Origin of the sequence: Iodidimonas sp. MBR-22 (genome assembly GCF_029946565.1) — a bacterium.
GTDB lineage: Bacteria > Pseudomonadota > Alphaproteobacteria > Sphingomonadales > Rhodothalassiaceae > Iodidimonas > Iodidimonas nitroreducens.
This window is the reverse complement of sequence record NZ_JARKVQ010000014.1, coordinates 12,015-31,200: the sequence shown is the minus strand read 5'-3', so window position 1 is coordinate 31,200 and position 19,186 is coordinate 12,015. Positions and strand designations below refer to the sequence as shown.

General features: G+C 56.6%; 20 protein-coding genes. 19 read left to right on the top strand and 1 reads right to left on the bottom strand.

Annotated features, from left to right (window positions below; genetic code table 11):
- Positions 1-36 precede the first annotated feature (36 nt).
- The 18 genes from QK300_RS10940 (at position 37) to QK300_RS10855 (ending at position 17,919) form a co-directional block, all read left to right on the top strand.
- Entirely contained in the window at positions 37-1,410 is a 1,374-nt protein-coding gene (locus QK300_RS10940) for a flagellar hook-basal body complex protein (RefSeq protein WP_281301730.1), read from the top strand.
- Positions 1,411-1,666: 256 nt separating this feature from the next.
- Positions 1,667-1,957, top strand: coding sequence for a DUF1153 domain-containing protein (locus QK300_RS10935; protein ID WP_042084839.1), 291 nt, complete (start codon positions 1,667-1,669; stop codon positions 1,955-1,957).
- A 215-nt stretch (positions 1,958-2,172) separates the two neighbouring features.
- The gene (fliF, locus tag QK300_RS10930; RefSeq protein ID WP_281301731.1) at positions 2,173-3,873 is read left to right on the top strand and encodes a flagellar basal-body MS-ring/collar protein FliF; all 1,701 of its coding nucleotides are present in this window, start codon (positions 2,173-2,175) and stop codon (positions 3,871-3,873) included.
- 48 nt (positions 3,874-3,921) lie between these two features.
- Positions 3,922-4,938, top strand: a complete 1,017-nt coding sequence (gene fliG / locus QK300_RS10925) for a flagellar motor switch protein FliG (protein ID WP_281301732.1) — start codon at positions 3,922-3,924, stop codon at positions 4,936-4,938.
- Between the two features lie 89 nt (positions 4,939-5,027).
- Positions 5,028-5,699, top strand: a complete 672-nt coding sequence (locus QK300_RS10920) for a FliH/SctL family protein (protein ID WP_281301733.1) — start codon at positions 5,028-5,030, stop codon at positions 5,697-5,699.
- Positions 5,699-6,061 carry a flagellar motor switch protein FliN gene (gene fliN / locus QK300_RS10915; RefSeq protein ID WP_281301734.1) on the top strand — a complete coding sequence of 121 codons (363 nt, stop codon included), beginning with the start codon at positions 5,699-5,701 and terminating at the stop codon, positions 6,059-6,061. Before QK300_RS10920 ends, fliN begins: the two co-directional genes overlap by 1 nt.
- 5 nt (positions 6,062-6,066) lie before the next feature.
- On the top strand, positions 6,067-6,828 hold the full coding sequence (locus QK300_RS10910; protein WP_281301735.1) for a MotA/TolQ/ExbB proton channel family protein: 762 nt from the start codon (positions 6,067-6,069) through the stop codon (positions 6,826-6,828).
- A 52-nt stretch (positions 6,829-6,880) separates the two neighbouring features.
- The gene (locus tag QK300_RS10905) at positions 6,881-8,266 is read left to right on the top strand and encodes a sigma-54 dependent transcriptional regulator (RefSeq protein ID WP_281301736.1); all 1,386 of its coding nucleotides are present in this window, start codon (positions 6,881-6,883) and stop codon (positions 8,264-8,266) included.
- An 85-nt stretch (positions 8,267-8,351) separates the two neighbouring features.
- Positions 8,352-10,472: a flagellar biosynthesis protein FlhA gene (gene flhA, locus QK300_RS10900; RefSeq protein WP_281301737.1), complete on the top strand. Its 2,121-nt coding sequence runs from the start codon at positions 8,352-8,354 to the stop codon at positions 10,470-10,472.
- Positions 10,473-10,514: 42 nt separating this feature from the next.
- Complete coding sequence (locus QK300_RS10895; RefSeq protein ID WP_281301738.1) at positions 10,515-11,543, top strand: hypothetical protein; 1,029 nt, start codon at positions 10,515-10,517, stop codon at positions 11,541-11,543.
- 1 nt (position 11,544) lies between these two features.
- Positions 11,545-12,339 (top strand): MinD/ParA family protein, encoded by a 795-nt coding sequence (locus QK300_RS10890; protein ID WP_281301739.1) that lies wholly within the window; start codon positions 11,545-11,547, stop codon positions 12,337-12,339.
- A 166-nt stretch (positions 12,340-12,505) separates the two neighbouring features.
- Complete coding sequence (purC, locus tag QK300_RS10885; protein WP_042084765.1) at positions 12,506-13,282, top strand: phosphoribosylaminoimidazolesuccinocarboxamide synthase; 777 nt, start codon at positions 12,506-12,508, stop codon at positions 13,280-13,282.
- 5 nt (positions 13,283-13,287) lie between these two features.
- Positions 13,288-13,527, top strand: coding sequence for a phosphoribosylformylglycinamidine synthase subunit PurS (purS, locus tag QK300_RS10880; protein WP_042084766.1), 240 nt, complete (start codon positions 13,288-13,290; stop codon positions 13,525-13,527).
- Between the two features lie 11 nt (positions 13,528-13,538).
- The gene (gene purQ, locus QK300_RS10875; protein ID WP_281301740.1) at positions 13,539-14,234 is read left to right on the top strand and encodes a phosphoribosylformylglycinamidine synthase subunit PurQ; all 696 of its coding nucleotides are present in this window, start codon (positions 13,539-13,541) and stop codon (positions 14,232-14,234) included.
- Positions 14,235-14,318: 84 nt separating this feature from the next.
- A complete protein-coding gene (purL, locus tag QK300_RS10870; protein ID WP_281301741.1) occupies positions 14,319-16,574 on the top strand; it encodes a phosphoribosylformylglycinamidine synthase subunit PurL in 2,256 nt (751 codons plus the stop codon).
- 121 nt (positions 16,575-16,695) lie between these two features.
- On the top strand, positions 16,696-16,932 hold the full coding sequence (locus QK300_RS10865; RefSeq protein WP_042084771.1) for a BolA family transcriptional regulator: 237 nt from the start codon (positions 16,696-16,698) through the stop codon (positions 16,930-16,932).
- Between the two features lie 97 nt (positions 16,933-17,029).
- Positions 17,030-17,362 (top strand): Grx4 family monothiol glutaredoxin, encoded by a 333-nt coding sequence (grxD, locus tag QK300_RS10860; RefSeq protein WP_042084772.1) that lies wholly within the window; start codon positions 17,030-17,032, stop codon positions 17,360-17,362.
- Between the two features lie 197 nt (positions 17,363-17,559).
- The gene (locus tag QK300_RS10855; protein WP_281301742.1) at positions 17,560-17,919 is read left to right on the top strand and encodes a hypothetical protein; all 360 of its coding nucleotides are present in this window, start codon (positions 17,560-17,562) and stop codon (positions 17,917-17,919) included.
- Between the two features lie 34 nt (positions 17,920-17,953).
- Here QK300_RS10855 and QK300_RS10850 read toward each other — a convergent pair whose 3' ends face one another.
- Complete coding sequence (locus tag QK300_RS10850; RefSeq protein ID WP_052370960.1) at positions 17,954-18,721, bottom strand: Hpt domain-containing protein; 768 nt, start codon at positions 18,719-18,721, stop codon at positions 17,954-17,956.
- Between the two features lie 198 nt (positions 18,722-18,919).
- Here QK300_RS10850 and rpmG point away from each other — a divergent pair, with 198 nt between their 5' ends.
- A complete protein-coding gene (gene rpmG, locus QK300_RS10845; protein WP_042084776.1) occupies positions 18,920-19,087 on the top strand; it encodes a 50S ribosomal protein L33 in 168 nt (55 codons plus the stop codon).
- The last annotated feature ends 99 nt before the right edge of the window (positions 19,088-19,186 follow it).

Sequence of the window (19,186 nt, the reverse complement as noted above, 5' to 3'; positions counted from 1 at the left end):
CAAGCGGCCGCGCCGCTTATGACAAGGAGAAGCATCATGGCTTTCGCAGCATTATCATCGGGCGTTTCAGGCTTAACGGCCTTTACCGAAGGCATTGGCATCATTTCCGATAATATCGTCAATGTGAATACCGTGGGCTATAAGGAAACCCGCAGCCGGTTTTCAACTCTGGTCACCGAAACCCAATCGGTTTCGCGCTTTTCGCCGGGCGGGGTGCAGTTGCGGGCGCAAACGCTGGTGAGCCAGCAGGGGCTTTTGACCTCTACCGCATCGCAAACCGATCTGGGGATCGATGGGTCGGGCTTTTTCGTGGTCCGCTCGGCTCCCAGCGCCATTTCTGCTGAAGGGAATATTCAATTCACCCGGGCGGGGAATTTCACCCCCGATGAAGCCGGTTTTCTGAAAAATACCGCCGGCAATTTCCTCCTCGGCTTTCCCATTGATGTTCAGGGCAATATTCCCACCAATATCGGCGATCTCAATACGTTGGAGCCGATCAATGTCAGCGGGCTGACCGGCACGGCAGAAGCCACATCGGTTGTCACCCTGCGCGCCAATCTGCAATCCTCGCTCACGGCCACCACCATAGGCGGTACCGGACCGGGCGGTGTTGTAGCGGCAGGCGATTTGACAGCGGATACGATCGAGCCGGATTTCGCGCAAACCATCACCGTGTTCGATAGCCAGGGTGCGGCCCAGGGGCTGACTTTGGCGGCGGTAAAAACCGGGACAAACGAATTCCGTTTTGAAATCTTCGCCCAGGATCCAGCAGCGATCAATGCGGGCAATGGTGGCCTTGTGCTCTCCGGTCTCATCACATTCGATGCGGATTCAGGCATCGAATCCTTTGCCAGAGATTTTCCGGCCCCCGCCGCAACTTTCCCCACAACGCCCGGAGCGGGACAGCGCATTTCACCAACAGCGGATCTCGCTTTTACGAGCGGCGCCTCCACCTCCACGGTCACCTTCAATTTTGGGCGATCGGGCGATAAGGATGGGATCACGCAGTTCGATAGTCTGTCCACCCTCATTTCATCGAATGTGAATGGGGCGGTTTTTGGCAATGTGATCGGCACCAATATCTCCAATGATGGGGTGGTCACGGCTTTGTTCGATAATGGCCTGTCGCGCGATGTGTTCCAATTGCCCATCGCCACCTTCCCCAATCCCGATGGGCTCACCCGCCTGCAGGGTAATGCCTTTGGGGTCTCGGATGACTCGGGGAATTTCTCGATCAAACTCCCCGGAACCGGCGGCGCTGGCACCGTTGCCCCCTCGTCCCTCGAGGCTTCGACTGTCGATCTGGCCAAAGAATTTGCCGATCTCATCGTGACCCAGCGCTCTTTTTCGGCCTCCACACGGATTATTTCGGCGGCAGATGAAATTCTCGAAGAACTGGTCCGCATCTAGAGATTTCAGCGCTTTTGCTTGTTATCATCATTCCAATTTTAAGGGCGAGAGGGGTTATCCTCTCGCCTTTTTCCGTGAAAACAAAGCTATCATTAATAAACTGGCAACCAAAATTGTCGCGCTGTTAACCGATCCCTTTAGCGCTTTTTTAAAAGACAGGGGGGTAGCCTTCCTTTCATCGCAACCAGACAGCTCAGGCTGCCGATGATGCTGGCCGATCATGGCCAAGACCATCAAAGGCGCGAAGGCTTTGAATATGGCGCAGACAAGGAATGAACGCGTGAGGCAAGTGATCGGACCAACAGGTGAAGCTTTGACCCTTGACGACCTTCCGCCCGTGAATACGAAACGCTGGGTCATTCGCCGCAAGGCCGAAGTGGTGGCAGCCGTGCGCGGCGGGCTCATCACTTTGGAAGATGCGTGCAAGCGCTATTCCCTCTCGGTTGAGGAATTTCTATCCTGGCAGCGGGCCATCGACCAAAATGGCCTGCCCGGCCTGCGGGTCACCCGGGTGCAGCATTATCGTGAAGAACCGGCGATGCACTGAAATCATCGCCCCTGCCCCCTTCTTTTGCGCCCTTATGTCATGGCGTCCCGGGCGATTTCCGGCCCCATAGCGCCCGGCCATCGAAATAATGCACCATCCCGCCTTCAACTGGGCAGAATCTGCCTATTATTAACCTCGCCTTTACCGTCTCCTTGCTAGCGTCTTTCCAGCAAGGGCGGCCTTTTTGGCCATCATGACTATAAAGCGGGGTAATCGTGAATCGCCTGATCCAGCTCCTGGCCAGCTTCGGTGCCGTCCGCCTTTTGGGCATGGGCGTTGTGGCCGCCGGTCTCATTGGTTTTTTCATGTTCATCTCTTTGCGCCTTTCAGCGCCGGATATGAGCCTGTTGTTCAGCAATCTGGAAATGTCGGAAAGCGGCCAGATCATTGAACAATTAAAGGCCCAGGGGGTTCCCTATCGGGTCACCGATGGCGGCAAAACCATTCTGGCCCCCGCCAATCAGATCAGCGAATTGCGGGTGCAGCTTGCTGCCGAAGGGCTGGGCGGGGCCATCATGGGCTATGAAATCTTTGATCAGGCCAATGGCTTGGGCACCACCAGCTTTGTTCAGAATATCAATCTGGTGCGCGCCATCGAAGGCGAACTGGCCCGCACGATCCGGGAAATCCGCGCCATCGAATCTGCCCGTGTGCATATCGTGATGCCCGAACGCGCGCTGTTTTCCCGCGAGCAACGCACCCCCACAGCGTCGATTGTTTTGCGAACGCGCCAAGGCCTTGGCCAAAATCAGGTGATGGCAATCCAATCCCTTGTTGCCGCTGCGGTCCCGGGTCTCAGCCCGGGCAATATCTCGATTGTTGATCAATCCGGCACTTTGCTGGCCAGCGGCGATGGGGCCATGGGATCGGGATTTGGCGGTGGATTGGATGATAAGCGCCGCCAAATGGAAGAACAATTGCGCAATCGCGTGGAAACTCTTCTCGAAGAAACGGTGGGCGTGGGTCGGGTTCGGGCGCAGGTGTCGGTGGAACTCGATATGAATGCCATGGTCACCAATGAAGAAATTTATGATCCTGAAAGTCAGGTGGCGCGATCCACCCGCAGCATCGAAGAAAACAGCAGCGATCGCGATGGCGCGCCCCAGAATGTCACGGTGGGCAATAATCTGCCCGCCGCCGAGGCAGGAGGCGGAGAAGGCGGCGGAGAAGGTGGATCGCTTTCGCAAAGCAACAAAACCGATGAAACGGTTAATTTTGAAATATCGCGCACGGTCCGCACCCTCACCCGGGATTCCGGTGAAGTCGAGCGGATTTCGGTCGCCGTGGTGGTGGATGGTACCTATGTGGATAATGCCGATGGCACCCGCATCTATCAGGAACGTGCCCCTGCCCAGATCGAACAACTCACAACTCTCGTCCGTTCGGCCATCGGCTATAATGCCAATCGCGGCGATATCGTTGAAGTGGTCAATCTGCCCTTCGTGCAGCAAGAGCCGGTCGGCACCGATGGGACCGCGGAATTTTCGCTTTATGGGCTGGGCAAGGATGATCTTTATGGCCTCCTCGAAATTCTGCTTTTGGGGATCGTCTCGCTTCTGGTGCTGCTGCTTGTGGTGCGGCCTTTGGTCAATCGTTTGATCCTCGCCATTCCCGATAGCGCCAATAATGCCGCCAATTATCTGGAGGCGGGCGAAGCGCGCATGGCTTTGGCAGGCCCCGATATTACCCCCGAAATGGAAGAGGCCGCCGCCAATGGCGACCCGGCGGCCATCGAAGCGATCAACCGCAGCCGCGCCCAGCAACAGGCCCTTCCGGCACCGAAAAGCCAGGAGGTGGATGTGAGCCAGGTGGATCATCGAATCAAAGAAGCCACGGTCAAGAAGGTGGGCAATATCGTTCGCGCGCATCCCGAAGAAGCCGCGGCGATCATCCGAAGCTGGCTTTATGCGGAATGAACCGAAGTCTGAGATTGTCATCTTGATGAGCAGGGAAAAGATCACCCCATGACCGAAAGCAAAGAACTCGCCAAAATGACCGGGCCTGAAAAGGCAGCCGCCTTCATGCTGGCGATTGGCGAAGAATTCGGCAAACCCATCTGGCAGCTTTTGAGCGACGAAGAAGTCCGCGAATTGTCGGTGGTGATGTCCAATCTGGGTCAGGTCTCGGCGCAGGCCGTGGAAACCCTGTTCACCGGCTTTTCTCAGGATGTGACCAGCGGCGGATCGCTCAATGGCTCGTTCGACAGTACCGAGCGGCTTTTGTCGAAAATTCTGCCCCAGGATCGCGTTAATACCATCATGGAAGAAATCCGTGGCCCTGCCGGGCGCACCATGTGGGATAAGCTGGGCAATGTGAATGAAATGGTGCTGGCCAGCTATTTGAAGAATGAATATCCGCAAACCGTGGCGGTGGTGCTCAATAAAATCAAGGCCGAACATGCCGCCCGGGTGCTTTCGGTGCTTCCGGAAGATTTTTCCATGGAAGTGGTCATGCGAATGCTGCGCATGGAAGCGGTGCAAAAGGATATTATCGACAAGGTGGAACAAACCCTGCGCATCGAATTCATGAACAATCTGGCCCGCACCAGCCGACGCGACAGCCATGAAACCATTGCCGAGATTTTCAATTATCTTGATCGCAATTCAGAAACCCGCTTCCTGACCGCTTTGGAAGACAGAAACCGCGAAAGCGCCGAACGCATCCGCGCCCTGATGTTCACCTTCGAGGATCTGGCCAAGCTCGATCCCGGCGGGGTGCAAACGCTTTTGCGCAATGTTGATAAAGGCCAGCTTGCCCTTGCCCTCAAAGGGGCATCCGATACCTTGCGCGATCTCTTTTTCTCGAACATGTCGGAACGGGCGGCGAAAATCCTGCGCGAAGATATGGAAGCCATGGGGCCGGTGCGCCTGCGCGATGTTGATGAAGCGCAGATGGCCATGGTGAATAAGGCAAAGGATCTGGCCGAAGAAGGCGAGATCATGCTGACCGACAGCAAGGGAGAAGACGAGCTGATTTATTGATGCCCCATCATCTGCCCGGACCCCATGCCTGATCGCATGGCCCGCACACGGCCCCGCAAAGCCCGCAAGACCCCCAATGAGGCGATATCGTGCCCATAAAATATAATTTCGATACCAGTTTTGGCGACAATCGGCAGGACAAGGTTCAAGAAGAGCTCGATGATCTGCGTCGGCAGATCGGTGAAGCGCGGGAAGCCGGGCGTCGGGAAGGCCATGCCGCCGGGCGGGCAGAGGCATTGCGGGAACTGGAACAAACGCTGGTTCAAACCTTGAACAAGCTGATTGCATCCTGCGCCGATCTGGCACGAGATCGGCAGGAATTGGAGCGGCAGCTTGAAGCCGATGCCGCAAACCTTGCCCATGCCATTGCCCGCACCTTGTCGCCGGCCCTGATGAAAAACCATCCGCTGGCCGAGATCGAAGCCCTTGTTGCCGATTGCCTTGATGGCGCCCGGCGTGAACCAAGGCTGGTGGTGCGGGTTCATGAAAGCCTGGCAGATCCCCTGGGCCAACGGCTCGATGCCCTGAAAATCAGCAATCATTTCGCCGGGCAGATCATCTTACTCGATGATCCCGCATTGGGGCCATTGGATTGCCGGGTGGAATGGCCCGATGGCGGGGCCGAGCGCGATCAGGCCGCCTTGCATAAACAGATCGAGGCGGCCGTTGGGCGCTTCATGGCCAAAGACGATCATCAATTTACAACCGACAGAAAAGCCCCGCAGGCACCATCCGGGGCACAAATTGGGCAGACTGAATAATGGCAGACACAGACAACGAAAATGACGGCAATGAAAAGGCATCCACCGGTGTTGATTATCAGGAATTGCAATCCGCTGGAGGCGCAGCCGCCGATGAAGATAGCGAACAGCGCACCGCCCATGATCTGGAGCCGGTCTTTGATGTTCCGGTGCGGGTGCAGGCCATTCTTGGCCGCGCCAATCTCGAGGTCAGTCAGCTTTTGAAGCTGGCCCCCGGCGCCGTGCTCGAACTCGATCGCAAAATCGGCGAGGCCATCGACATTTATGTGAATAACCGGCTCGTGGCTCGCGGCGAAGTGGTTCTGGTCGAAGATCATCTGGGGGTGACCATGACCGAAATCATCAAAACCGAAAGGGCATAGACCCCATGATCGCGCTGTTCGCCCTGTTTTCAGCTTTTGGCCTTTTGGCCGCTGCGGTGGCCCTTGGGGGCGCACCGGCGGCGTTCATCAATGGTGCGGGGATGCTCATCGTTGTTCTGGGCACTTTGGCGGTCACGGCGATCAGCTTTTCAGGCCGGGAACTGGCGGAAATGCCGCGCACTTTATGGCGCTTGCTGATCGAACCTCAGCGTGATCCGGCTTTGGCGGCGATCACCGTTTTAAAGCTGGCGGAACGGACGCGGAAAGATGGCCTGATCATTTTGAAAAAGCTGATGCCTTCGTTGGAAGACAGCCCGTTTCTGATGAATGCCTGTCAGTTGATTCTGGATGGTTCAAGCCCCGAAGAAGCCGAAAGCATCATGCAAAAGGAAAATCATGCAGCCGCCAATCGCTATCTGCGGGCCATCGAAATCCTGCGCCGGGCGGGCGAAGTGGCCCCGGCCATGGGGCTGATCGGCACGCTGATTGGTCTGGTTCAGATGCTGGGGTCTTTGGATGATCCTTCATCCATCGGCCCGGCCATGGCGGTGGCCCTGCTCACCACCCTTTATGGCGCCATTCTGGCCCATCTGGTGTTCATCCCGCTGGCCGCCAAGGCCGAGCGCATGGCATCGGATGAAGCCATTCTCAATACCGTTTATGCCATGGGGGCCGCATCGATGAGCCGCCAGGAAAATCCGCGCCGGCTTGAGATGCTCATCAATACGGTTTTACCGCCCACCAATAAAGTCATGTACTTCAAATGACCGATTATCGCCCCCTTGCACCACAAGGCATAGCGGGGACAGGAGACAGACCATGCGCTTGCTGATCATAGGAAAACTGGATGGCCAATTGGGCAATGCATCGGCGATTGCCGTGAAAAAAGGCGCGCGTGTCACCCATGCAACCGATCCGGATATGGCCCTTGATAGTCTCAGAAGCAAAGGAGCCGATCTTTTGATGGTGGATGTAGCGCTGGATATCAAAGCCATCGTCGAGCAATTGAGGACGGAGCATTTTTCCGTGCCCATCGTGGCCTGTGGGATCGGCACCGATGCCCGCACAGCGGCCCAGGCCATTCGCAATGGAGCCAAGGAATATATTCCCCTGCCCCCGGATGCGGAATTGATTGCCGCCGTTCTGGAAGCGGTGGCCGAAGAAGACGACACCTTCATCGTGCGCGACGAGGTCACCCGGCAGGTGGTGCGCCTTGCCGAACAGGTGGCACCTTCGGAAGCGAGCATCCTGATCACCGGGGAATCCGGCACGGGCAAAGAGGTTTTCGCCCGACTGGTGCATCGCAAGTCCAATCGCGCGAAACAGGCGTTCGTTTCGGTGAATTGCGCGGCGATCCCGGAAAATCTGCTGGAATCGGAATTGTTCGGTCATGAAAAAGGGGCCTTCACCGGGGCCGTGGCGCGCCGGATCGGCAAATTCGAGGAAGCCGATGGCGGTACTTTGCTGCTCGATGAAATCTCGGAAATGGATATCCGCCTGCAAGCCAAGCTTTTGCGGGCCATACAGGAGCGCGAAATCGATCGGGTGGGGGGGTCCCGTCCGGTCAAGATCAATATCCGCATCATCGCCACATCCAACCGCGATCTGGCCGAGGAGGTAAAAAAGGGCACCTTCCGCGAGGATCTTTTGTTCCGGTTGAATGTGGTCAATCTGCGGATTCCTGCCTTGCGCGAACGTCCGGCCGATATCGAGGCATTGGCCGATCATTTCGCCCATAAATATTCCGAGATGAATTCCATCCCCTTCCGCCCGCTTTCCGAAGGGGCGCGCGCGATTTTGCGGGCCCATCGATGGCAGGGCAATGTGCGTGAGCTGGAAAACACCCTCCATCGCGCTGTTTTGCTTTCCAGTGGATCAGACATCGGACCCGATGCCATTTCTCTGCCCGATGGCAGCCGCCCCCATGATCAAGGAAGCTCGCAAAGCGCGCAACCAGGCGACGCCTCCCCCGATGGCATGGCAGGCGGCGCGGCAAGTGGGGTGCCTTTGGTGGGCCGCACGGTGGCGGATGTGGAGCGCGATCTGATCATCGATACCTTGAAACATTGTTTGGGCAATCGCACCCATGCCGCCAATATCCTTGGCATTTCCATCCGCACCCTGCGCAACAAGCTCAATCAGTATCAATCCGAAGGGCTGCCGGTTCCGGCGCCCGGCGAAGGGGCAAGGGCATCCCTGTCATGAGCATGAAATGGGCAAGCCGCATCTTGCAGCACAGATCCATATCCCCTTTTGAAAACCTCCCATATGATCGGGGATCGCTGATCTTATGAGCGACACCACCACAAAATCCCCGGCCAAGGGAGCCGCCAGCGCCAGTGCCAGCCTCACCTCGCTTTTCGGGGCGGCGCGCGGCACCGATGTGGCCATGGCAGTGGGGGTGATGGGCATCATCCTGATGCTCATCCTGCCCATGCCCTCATGGCTTCTGGATTTTGCGCTGGCGGTTTCCATCACCTTTTCCGTGATGGTGCTGATGACCAGCCTATTCATCGAAAAACCCCTGCAATTATCATCCTTCCCTACCATTTTGCTGATCGCCACCATGTTGCGCTTATCGCTCAATCTGGCCTCCACCCGGCTCATTCTGGCCAATGGCCATGAAGGTACCGATGCGGCAGGGCAGGTCATTCAGGCCTTTGGCGAATTTCTGATGGGCGGCACGGTGATCATCGGGGTGATCGTTTTCGCCATTCTGATCATCGTCAATTTCGTGGTGATCACCAAAGGCTCGGGGCGGATCGCCGAAGTGGCCGCGCGCTTTTCCCTTGATGCCATGCCCGGCAAGCAGATGGCCATCGATGCCGATCTATCCGCCGGGCTGATCAATGAAACCGAAGCCAAGGCCCGGCGCAAAGAGCTGGAAGACGAAAGCGGCTTTTTCGGCTCCATGGATGGGGCGGCGAAATTCGTGCGCGGCGATGCCATTGCCGGTTTGCTGATCACCTTCATCAATGTCATTGGCGGGATGATCGTTGGCATTGCGATTAATGATCTCACCTTTATGGAAGCGGTCAATCGCTATACCGTGCTGACTGTGGGCGATGGCCTTGTCAGCCAGATTCCGGCGCTGATCGTTTCGGTCGCCGCCGGGATGCTGGTCACCAAAGCCAAAGCCGAAGGCTCGACCGATAAAGCCCTGACCGAGCAATTATCGGCCTATCCAAAAGCTTTGGGGATTTCCGCCGCTTTGCTGTTTCTTTTGGGGCTGATGCCCGGCCTGCCCTTTTTACCCTTTGCCATATTGGGCGGGGCTTTGGCCTATGCCACCTTCAGCATCGATCGCAAAACCCGGGTGAAAAAAGAAACCGACGACAGCGCGCGCGCCCAGGAAATCAAACAGGAAAAACCCAAGGAAGAGCCCATCACATCGGCGCTGGCGATCGATATGGTGCGGCTGGAACTGGGCTATGGCCTGTTGCAATTGATCAATGAGGATAGCGGCTATCGCCTGACCGATCAGATCAAGGCCCTGCGCCGACAATTGGCCAGCGAAATGGGCTTTGTCATGCCATCGGTGCGGATTTTGGATAATATGCAGCTTCCCACCAACAGCTATGCCATCCGCATCAAGGAAACCGAAGCGGCGCGCGGCGAAGTGCGCCCCGGCTTTTTGCTGGTGATGGACCCGCGCGGCGAACCGGTGAACCTGCCCGGAGAGAAAACCACCGAACCGGCTTTTGGCCTGCCCGCCACATGGATCGAGGAATCGATGCGCGAAGAGGCATCTTTCCGTGGCCATACGGTGGTCGATGCCGCAACCGTGGTCACCACCCATCTCACCGAAATCATCAAGGATAATACGCCCGATCTTTTATCCTATGCCGAAACCCAGAAGCTGCTTGATGATCTGCCCAAAGAACAGCAAAAGCTGGTCACAGATCTGGTGCCCAATCAGGTCAGCCTTTCCACCATCCAGCGGGTTTTGCAAAGCCTGTTGAGCGAACGCGTGTCGATCCGCGATCTGCCCACCATTCTGGAAGGCATCGCCGAAACCGCCGGGGGCACCCAGAATATCGTGCTGATCACCGAACATGTGCGCTCGCGCCTTGCTCGCCAGCTTTCCTCGACCCATAGCAGCGAAAACGGCTTCATCCCCCTGCTGAGCCTATCGCCGAAATGGGAGCAGGCCTTTGCCGAATCGCTGGTGGGCCAGGGTGAAGACCGGCAATTAGCGATGGCCCCAACCTTGCTGCAGAATTTCATGGGTGATCTGCGCGATGCCTATGATAAAATGGCCGCCCGAGGAGAATCCCCGGTTTTGATGACCAGCCCCGGCATCCGCCCCTATGTGCGATCGATCATCGAACGGGTGCGACCGGCCACCACGGTGATGTCGCAAAGCGAAATTCATCCAAAAGCCAAAATCCGGACATTGGGACAGGTATGATCGCCATGAAAGCTGGCCAAAAGCGCAAAGACAGGGGCAATCATGCGTCTTAAATCCTTCAGCGCCAAATCGATGAAAGAGGTGATGGCTCAGGTCCGCGAGGCTTTGGGGCCGGATGCGATCATTTTATCCGTGGAGCAGGGCAAGGCCGGAGCCGGCGTGCGGGTGACCGCGGCCAGTGACAATGAAGCCCTGCCCGAACAGCAGGCGCCCACTATCACCGCCCCGCCCCCCAGCCCCGCTACCGAAGATGAGCGCCGTGGTCCGGCTTTCGTTTCCCGGGATTTCGATCTCGCCGATCTGAAGGCAGCCATCAGCCATCATGGCCTGCCTTATGAACTGGCGGATCGGGTGATTTCGATGGCTCAGGCTTTCGATGCCGCAAGCCTTGCCGATGCCCTTGCCCATTCCTTTGAAAGCCTGATCGGTTTTTCCCCCCTTGGCCTTGCCTTGCCCCGCCCGGTGATGCTGGTGGGTCCGCCCGGTGCGGGGAAAACGGTTTCAGCGGCCAAGCTGGCGGCCGAAGCCCGGGTCAATGGCCATTCGATCCGGCTGATCACCACCGATACGGTGAAATCGGGCGGTGTGCATCAGCTTGAACATTATGCCCGATTGATGGATGTGGCGGTGATCACCGCGCAGGATGAAGCGGCGCTGGCAAAGGCCATCCACAAAGGCGCGCCGCCGGAACTGACCCTGATCGACAGTTGCGGCATCAATCCTTATTCCATGGATGAACTGGAACGCACAGTCAGGCTTTTGAAGGCCGCCGATGCCGAGCCGGTTCTGGTTCTGCCAGCGGGCCTTGATCCGGCGGAAAGCGCCGATATTGCTGAAATCTTTGCCCAGATGGGCACCCGGCGCTTCATTGCCACCCGGCTCGATGGTGCCCGCCGCTATGCCAGCCTGCTGTCTATTGCCCGGGGGGGGCATTTATCCCTTGCCGGTTTAAGCCGCAGCCCTTATGTCGCCGATCCTTTAGAAACCCCGGCACCGCTGATGCTGGCCCGGCTATTTGCCACCCTGCCCGCCGCCAAATCCCGTAATCGCACAAAAGAGCGGATATCTTGAGATGACGCCCACACCCAATTCAGAGCTTGAAAAGAAATTGATCACCATTGCATCCGGGAAAGGCGGCGTGGGCAAGACATGGCTTTCCACCACCCTTGCCCATATGCTGGCGCGCATGGGCCGCAGGGTTTTGTTATTCGATGGCGATCTGGGGCTTGCGAATGTGGATATTCAGCTTGGGCTCACCCCTCAGCGCGATATCGGCGATGTGATTTCAGGCAAATATTCCATCAAGGACGCCATCACCCGCTATGACGAAGAAGATTTCGGCGCGGGCTGTTTTGATGTGCTGGCGGGGAAATCAGGCTCGGGGGCTTTGGGCAGCCTCACCCGCGAAACGCTGGTCGCGATCCGATCCGGGCTGATCGAGGCGGCTGCCGATTATGATCATGTGATCCTTGATCTGGCTGCGGGCATCGATCCTTCGGTGACCACGCTGTCCCGGCACAAAGGGCGGATTTTCACGGTGATGAGCCCTGATCCCACTTCGCTCACCGATGCCTATGCCTTCATCAAGCTGACAGTGCAAAGAATGCCCGATGCCGATATCCGCATCGTCGTCAATCAGGCGGCCAACCGGCGCGAAGGCGAACGCACCTATGAAGCCATCCGCAAGGTGTGCCAAACCTTCCTGAAAACCAATCCACCGCTGGCCGCCGTGGTGCGCCAAGATAGCAAAGTGCGTGATGCCATCCGCCATCAGGTGCCCTTGCTGGTGCGCCACCCCCAATCAGAAGCCGCTGAAGGGATTGGCGATATCATCCGCCTGCTCACCGCCCCCGCGATGACATCCTGATCGCACGGGCGTAAAGACAACTCGGCAATTGTAAGCCGCATGGGCTTGGGCTATGGTCCGCGCGATTTCGCTGATAACACGCGCGCCTATCATCATCCGGGGTGATCCCTCAGCCTTTTCGCCCCGCCCCCTTTTCGCCCCGCCATTGGGCTGAGCAGGAGCCATCATGTCTCGTCGCAACAAAATCTACGAAGGCAAGGCCAAAATTTTATATGAAGGGCCGGAACCGGGCACTTTGATCCAGTATTTCAAGGATGATGCCACCGCATTCAATGCGCAAAAGCGCGCCACCCTACAGGGCAAGGGGGTGCTCAATAATTGTATTTCGGAACATGTGTTCACACAATTGAATGCCATCGGCATCCCCACCCATTTCATTCGCCGGATCAATATGCGCGAACAGCTCGTGCGCGGGGTGGAAATCATCCCGGTGGAATTTGTGGTGCGCAATGTGGCTGCCGGTTCGATCTGCAAAAGACTGGGGCTGGAAGAAGGCATGCCCCTGCCGCGCGGAATCGTTGAATATTATTATAAGGATGATGCGCTGGGCGATCCCATGGTAGGCGAAGAGCATATCACCGCCTTTGGCTGGGCGCAGGATTTCGAACTCGACGAAATCATCCATATGTGCCTAAGGGTGAATGATTTTCTATGCGGATTATTTGCCGCTATCGGGATCAGGCTGGTGGATTTCAAAATGGAATTTGGCCGCCTTTATACCGATGATCTGATGCAGATCATCCTGGCCGATGAAATCAGCCCCGATAATTGCCGCCTGTGGGATATGAAAACCAACGAAAAGCTGGATAAGGATCGGTTCCGCCGGGATATGGGCGGCGAAATCGAAGCTTATCAGGAAGTGGCGCGTCGTCTTGGTGTCTTGCCAAGCGCCGATATCAGGGATATTGCAGGCGGCGAAAACAGATCCGCACGAAAGGATTGATGCCGATGAAGGCGCGCATTCATATCACCTTGAAATCGGGGGTTCTCGATCCACAGGGCAAAGCCGTTCATCATGCTCTTGATCATCTTGGCTTTCAGGGGTTGAAGGATGTGCGGCAGGGCAAATATATCGAAATCGATCTCAATGAAACCGATCGTGCGAAAGCCATGGAACAGCTCGATGAGATGTGCAAAGCCCTGCTCGCCAATCTGGTGATCGAACGCTATAGCATTGATCTCGACTAGGGGTTTTGGCCATGAAAACTGCGGTGATCACCTTTCCCGGTTCTAATTGTGATCGTGATATGCGGGTCGCCATTGCTGCGGTCACCGGACAGCCCCCGCAGGCGGTCTGGCATGGGGAAACCAGCCTTCCCGATGTGGATTTCATTGCCCTGCCCGGCGGCTTTTCTTATGGCGATTATCTGCGCTGCGGGGCGATTGCCGCGCGATCCCCCATCATCCCCGCGCTGATTGCAGCCGCCCGGCGCGGCGTGCCCATTTTGGGGGTTTGCAATGGTTTTCAGATCCTCACCGAAATCGGCCTTTTGCCCGGTGCCCTGATGCGCAATGCCGGATTGAATTTCATCTGCCGCGATGTGCATGTGCGGGTTGAAACCAGCCAAAGCGCCTTTACCCAAACTTATGAAAAAGGGGCGGTGATCCGCCTGCCCGTGGCCCATCATGATGGCAATTATATCATCGCCCCCGATGATCTGGCCCTTTTGGAGGATCGAGATCGCATTGCCTTTCGCTATGCAAGTGCTGCAGGCGAGATCGACGCCCATCATGGGATCAATGGATCGGTGGGCAATATCGCCGGGATTTTGAATGAAGATCGCACGATTTTGGGGATGATGCCCCATCCCGAACGGATGATCGAACCCGCCCATGGCGGCACGGATGGCCGCCCGCTTTTTGAAAGCGTGCTCGGCGCGCTTGCCAATGCCTGACTTGGGCCTGATCTCGGCCTGACCTCGGCCTGACCTCGGCCTGACATGGGCCTAAGCCCTTATAGCAGATGATGAAAAAACCTCATGACGCATTCCACATCCCCCTCCAAGCACAATGATCAGCCGCCCATCACCCCTCAGATGATCAAGGATCATGGGCTGAATGCAGAAGAATATGAGCGGGTATTAAGGGCTTTGGGCCGCGCCCCCAATCTCACCGAATTGGGGATCTATTCGGTGATGTGGTCTGAGCATTGTTCTTATAAATCATCACGCCTGCATCTGAAAAAGCTGCCCACCAGCGCCCCTTGGGTGATTTGCGGACCGGGGGAAAATGCCGGTGTGGTGGATATTGGCGATGGGCAGGCGGCAATTTTCAAGATGGAAAGCCATAATCATCCCAGCTTCATCGAGCCTTATCAGGGCGCGGCCACCGGTGTTGGCGGCATTTTGCGCGATGTGTTCACCATGGGCGCGCGGCCTGTGGCCAATATGAATGCCTTGCGCTTTGGCGCCCCCGATCATCCCAAAACCCGGCATCTGCTGGCGGGTGTGGTGGCAGGCATCGGCGGCTATGGTAATTGCGTCGGCGTGCCCACAGTGGGGGGAGAAACCAATTTTCACCCCAGCTATAATGGCAATATTCTGGTCAATGCGATGACCGTGGGGGTGGCAGAGCAGGACAAAATCTTTTATTCCGCCGCGGCCGGTGTGGGCAATTCAGTGGTTTATGTGGGATCGAAAACCGGGCGCGATGGCATTCATGGGGCAACCATGGCTTCGGCTGAATTCAGCGAAGATACCGAAGAGAAGCGCCCCACCGTGCAGGTGGGCGATCCCTTTACCGAAAAGCTTCTGATCGAAGCCTGCCTTGAATTGATGGCCACCGATGCGATCATTGCCATTCAGGATATGGGGGCGGCGGGGCTGACCTCTTCATCAGTTGAGATGGCCTCGAAAGGCGGCGTTGGCTTTCGCCTTGATTTATCAAAGGTGCCTTGCCGTGAAAGCGGGATGACGCCTTATGAAATGATGCTGTCTGAGAGCCAGGAACGCATGTTGATGGTTTTGAAGCCCGGGCGCGAGGCCGAGGCCGAAGCCATTTTCCATAAATGGGAGCTGGATTTCGCGATCATCGGCACCATCACCGATACAGGCCGACTGACATTGGTTTTCGAGGGCGAAACCGTGGCCGATATTCCGGTGGACAGCCTGACCGAAGACGCCCCGATCTATGATCGCCCGCATGTGGAAACGGCCAAACGCGCCTCTTTAGCGGCTGATGAATGTGCCCCGCCCGCCGATTATGGCCAGGCCCTGCTCGCCTTGATGGGGGGGCCGCATGGCGCCTCGCGCCGTTGGATCTGGGAACAATATGATCATATGGTGATGGGCGATACGGTGCAGCGCCCCGGTGGCGATGCCGCCGTGGTGCGGGTGCATGGCACGAATAAGGCGCTGGCCATCACCACCGATTGCACCCCGCGCTATGTGGCGGCCGATCCCCGAATGGGGGCGTGTCAGGCCGTGGCCGAAGCCTTTCGCAATCTCAGCGCCGTGGGGGCAAAACCGTTGGCGATCACCGATTGTCTGAATTTCGGCAATCCCGAACGGCCGCAGATCATGGGCCAGATCGTGGGGGCCATCGAAGGCATGGCGAAAGCCTGCCGTGCCCTTGATATGCCTGTGGTGTCCGGTAATGTCTCTTTATATAACGAAACCAATGGCACGGGGATTCTCCCCACCCCTGCCGTGGGGGCCATCGGCCTGATCAATGATGCCAGCCATATCGCCACTCTGGCCTTGAAGCGGGCGGATGATCAGCTCATTTTGATCGGAGACACCAAAGGCCATCTGGGCGCGTCCCTTTATCTTTGGCAGTTTCACGGGCAAGAGATTGGCGCGCCGCCGCCGGTGGATCTGGGTGCCGAACGGCGCAATGGCGATTTCGTGCGCGGCCTGATCGAAAGTGGCCTGATCGATACGGCCCATGATCTGTCCGATGGTGGGCTGGCGGTGGCTTTATGCACCATGGCTTTGGCCGGCCATATTGGGGTTTCGGTCGATCTCAAGGCCTTGTCAGAGGTTGAACTGCCCCCTCATGCCGCTTTATTTGGCGAGGATCAGGGGCGCATGCTGCTGGCGGTTCCCGCCGATCTGGCAACCGATATTCTGGCACGCGCCAAAAAGTCGGGTGTTCCCGCCCGGATCATCGGCCAGTGTGGCGGGGAGCGGATCGCGCTTTCCGGGCTGTGCGATCTGCCCCTCGATGATCTGCGTACGGCCCATGAAGGCTGGATGCCCGATCTGATGGCCCAAAATCTGACAGTCGAAAGCTGAAGCGCATAATCGATCCTTGCCGCTGAAGCCTTTTGAAATAAACAGGACCGGTGCTTGAGCCAAAGCATCAGATGCCCTAGATTATCCCTCATAACATCTCGATGAAAAGGACCATGATCCAATGCCCATGTCCGCAAGCGATATTGAAAGCATGATCCGTGAAGCCCTGCCCGGGGCGCAGGTGGATATTGAAGATTTGCGTGGCGATGGCGATCATTATGCCGCCCATGTGGTTTATGATGGCTTTAAGGGGCTGCCACGGGTGAAGCAGCATCAGATGGTCTATAATGCCCTGCAGGGCCGCATGGGGGGAGAGCTGCACGCCCTTGCGCTCCAGACATCAGCCCCAAAAGACTGAAAATCACCAAAAGTACCGGCTCTGTGCAATTCAAAGCTGGACAATTTCAGTCTGATTTCTCATATGGGGTTCAGTGCCCCCACAATGGAGTATGAAGATGAGTGCAACGATAAACGACCGCATCGCTCAGGATGTGAAGGCTGATGATGTGGTGCTGTTCATGAAAGGCACACCGGTTTTTCCGCAATGCGGCTTTTCGTCAACCGTCGTCCAGATTTTGAGCCATATCGGCGTCCCGTTCAAAGCTTATGACGTGCTGTCGGATCCCGAATTGCGCGAAGGCATCAAGGCCTATTCCGAATGGCCCACCATCCCCCAGCTTTATGTGAAGGGGGAATTTGTTGGCGGCTGCGACATCATCCGCGAAATGTTTTCCAATGGTGAATTGGGCGAATTGCTCGAAGAACAAGGCATCAAGGCGCAAGCCTGATCGCCTTCAGTGTCTGCATCCAGGGTCTTGATCCTGATGAAATGATCAGCCTCGGCAGTTTTGCCGGGGCTTTTTTCTACCCTATCATGGCACAGTAAACCGCCTTCAGCCCTTCGCTCTCATAATATCAACTTGACATATAACTAATACGAATATATCAAAAATATATATACATCATCCCATCGGAGCCATCATCCATGATCTCAACTTTCTGGCGTACATCTTTTATCACCCCCGCCCTGCTCGGCAGCGCAATGGCCTTATCCGCCTGTTCGATCAATGTCGAGGATCGTTCGCCTTTGTATGACGGACCCATGGAAAGCACCAGACAGTCCGATCTTAAAGACGGTGAAACACGGATCACGATAAGTCGCCGCATGGGGGATCGGGATGCGGCCTTCGATAGCATGGTCGCCATGGCCAGCACTTTGCGCGCCGAAGGGTGCCGGATTGAAGAAACCCAAGGCTGGATGGCTTTAAAAGGTAGCGACAAGCGTGGCTTTCATGTGCGGGCGGTGTGCCCCGATGGATTTAGCCTTTCGCAGATCAGATCATGAAGGTGCTGGTTGCAATATCAGCGCAGCCGCATCTTTAAAGCAGGCCCAGCCTGGAAAAAACATCGGCCACATCATCGGCAAATTTCGATGATTTCGACAGGATCGGCACCTGATCGGGTAAGCCTTCGAGCTTTACATGTCCGCGCTTTTCACTGGTGAGAAGGGCAATGGGAATCCCTTTGGTGGACGGCATGGCCAGAAGGGCACAGGCAAAATCGATCCCGGTGAGTTCGGGCATGAAATTAGAGACGATCACCAGATCCGGGCGCATTTGCGCTGCCAGCGCCAGCGCATCCACTGTCGACCACACATTAACGATGCGATAACCGCATTCAGCCAGTTCGCGGGTCACGAAATTGGTGGCGGCCCCTTCGGTCATCACCAGCATTACTTCGATATCGCGCACTTCCACATCTTCAACATCGAAAGAGCCTTTGGCGGGCAAGCGGCGACAGAAGCGGGCGATTTCTTCCGGGCTGGCATTGAGTCGCCCATCAAGAGCTTCGCTGATGCGATCCACAAAAACCTGACAATCCGCCAGAACGCGCCCTTCGATCCCGCTGACATTGCCGAGATAATCCTCAAAGCGATGCGCCAGAACCTTGATCATATTGACACCAACACTGGCCGCCAGCCCCTTGATGGAATGGGCCTGTTGGCGCATAACCGCCACAGCCGTGGCTTTATCCAGCTTTTGATGGCTGACATCCGCCAGAATGCCGCTCATTTGGATCGAGCGATCCTCGATGGCATCGAGGGCTTCCTGGGCGGCTTCTTCAAGGCTGGGCAGATCGGATGTCATAATCTCTCTAAACTCCATGCTGGTGGGCTTTATCCATGAGTAAGGGCAAAGGGTCAAAAAACTTCTAACATTCTGGTACTTTTTAAATCCGTCACAGCGCTTGACAAATCCGGCACTGGCTCTATGTTTGCGCCTTCGATTCAGCCACAGGAAACATCCTGTTGGCGTCAACACCAAAAAGACGGTGGAGTTCCCGCGATGGCCAAGCCAAATGGCATTAAAATCAAGCTCGTGAGCAGCGCGGGCACCGGTTATTTTTATGTAACCAAGAAAAACCCACGGACCATGACCGAGAAGCTGACGCTTCGCAAATATGATCCCGTGGTGCGCAAGCATGTGGATTTCAAAGAAGCCAAAATCAAATAAGGCTTTCCTTGATTTTATAAAATTGCCGGATTCGCTGGGCTCATCCCCCGCGTTTCCGGCTTTTTTTATGGCGCATTGCCGCAAAGCAAAGCGGATGCG

Coding starts and splice junctions, on each gene's coding strand:
- fliG (WP_281301732.1), top strand. CDS start 3,922: ATGACCGAAAGCAAAGAACTCGCCAAAATGACCGGGCCTGAAAAGGCA.
- QK300_RS10890 (WP_281301739.1), top strand. CDS start 11,545: ATGACGCCCACACCCAATTCAGAGCTTGAAAAGAAATTGATCACCATT.
- QK300_RS10935 (WP_042084839.1), top strand. CDS start 1,667: ATGGCGCAGACAAGGAATGAACGCGTGAGGCAAGTGATCGGACCAACA.
- QK300_RS10865 (WP_042084771.1), top strand. CDS start 16,696: ATGCCCATGTCCGCAAGCGATATTGAAAGCATGATCCGTGAAGCCCTG.
- QK300_RS10940 (WP_281301730.1), top strand. CDS start 37: ATGGCTTTCGCAGCATTATCATCGGGCGTTTCAGGCTTAACGGCCTTT.
- QK300_RS10895 (WP_281301738.1), top strand. CDS start 10,515: ATGCGTCTTAAATCCTTCAGCGCCAAATCGATGAAAGAGGTGATGGCT.
- purL (WP_281301741.1), top strand. CDS start 14,319: ATGACGCATTCCACATCCCCCTCCAAGCACAATGATCAGCCGCCCATC.
- fliN (WP_281301734.1), top strand. CDS start 5,699: ATGGCAGACACAGACAACGAAAATGACGGCAATGAAAAGGCATCCACC.
- purC (WP_042084765.1), top strand. CDS start 12,506: ATGTCTCGTCGCAACAAAATCTACGAAGGCAAGGCCAAAATTTTATAT.
- rpmG (WP_042084776.1), top strand. CDS start 18,920: ATGGCCAAGCCAAATGGCATTAAAATCAAGCTCGTGAGCAGCGCGGGC.
- purQ (WP_281301740.1), top strand. CDS start 13,539: ATGAAAACTGCGGTGATCACCTTTCCCGGTTCTAATTGTGATCGTGAT.
- QK300_RS10855 (WP_281301742.1), top strand. CDS start 17,560: ATGATCTCAACTTTCTGGCGTACATCTTTTATCACCCCCGCCCTGCTC.
- flhA (WP_281301737.1), top strand. CDS start 8,352: ATGAGCGACACCACCACAAAATCCCCGGCCAAGGGAGCCGCCAGCGCC.
- purS (WP_042084766.1), top strand. CDS start 13,288: ATGAAGGCGCGCATTCATATCACCTTGAAATCGGGGGTTCTCGATCCA.
- grxD (WP_042084772.1), top strand. CDS start 17,030: ATGAGTGCAACGATAAACGACCGCATCGCTCAGGATGTGAAGGCTGAT.
- QK300_RS10905 (WP_281301736.1), top strand. CDS start 6,881: ATGCGCTTGCTGATCATAGGAAAACTGGATGGCCAATTGGGCAATGCA.
- QK300_RS10850 (WP_052370960.1), bottom strand. CDS start 18,721: ATGACATCCGATCTGCCCAGCCTTGAAGAAGCCGCCCAGGAAGCCCTC.
- QK300_RS10910 (WP_281301735.1), top strand. CDS start 6,067: ATGATCGCGCTGTTCGCCCTGTTTTCAGCTTTTGGCCTTTTGGCCGCT.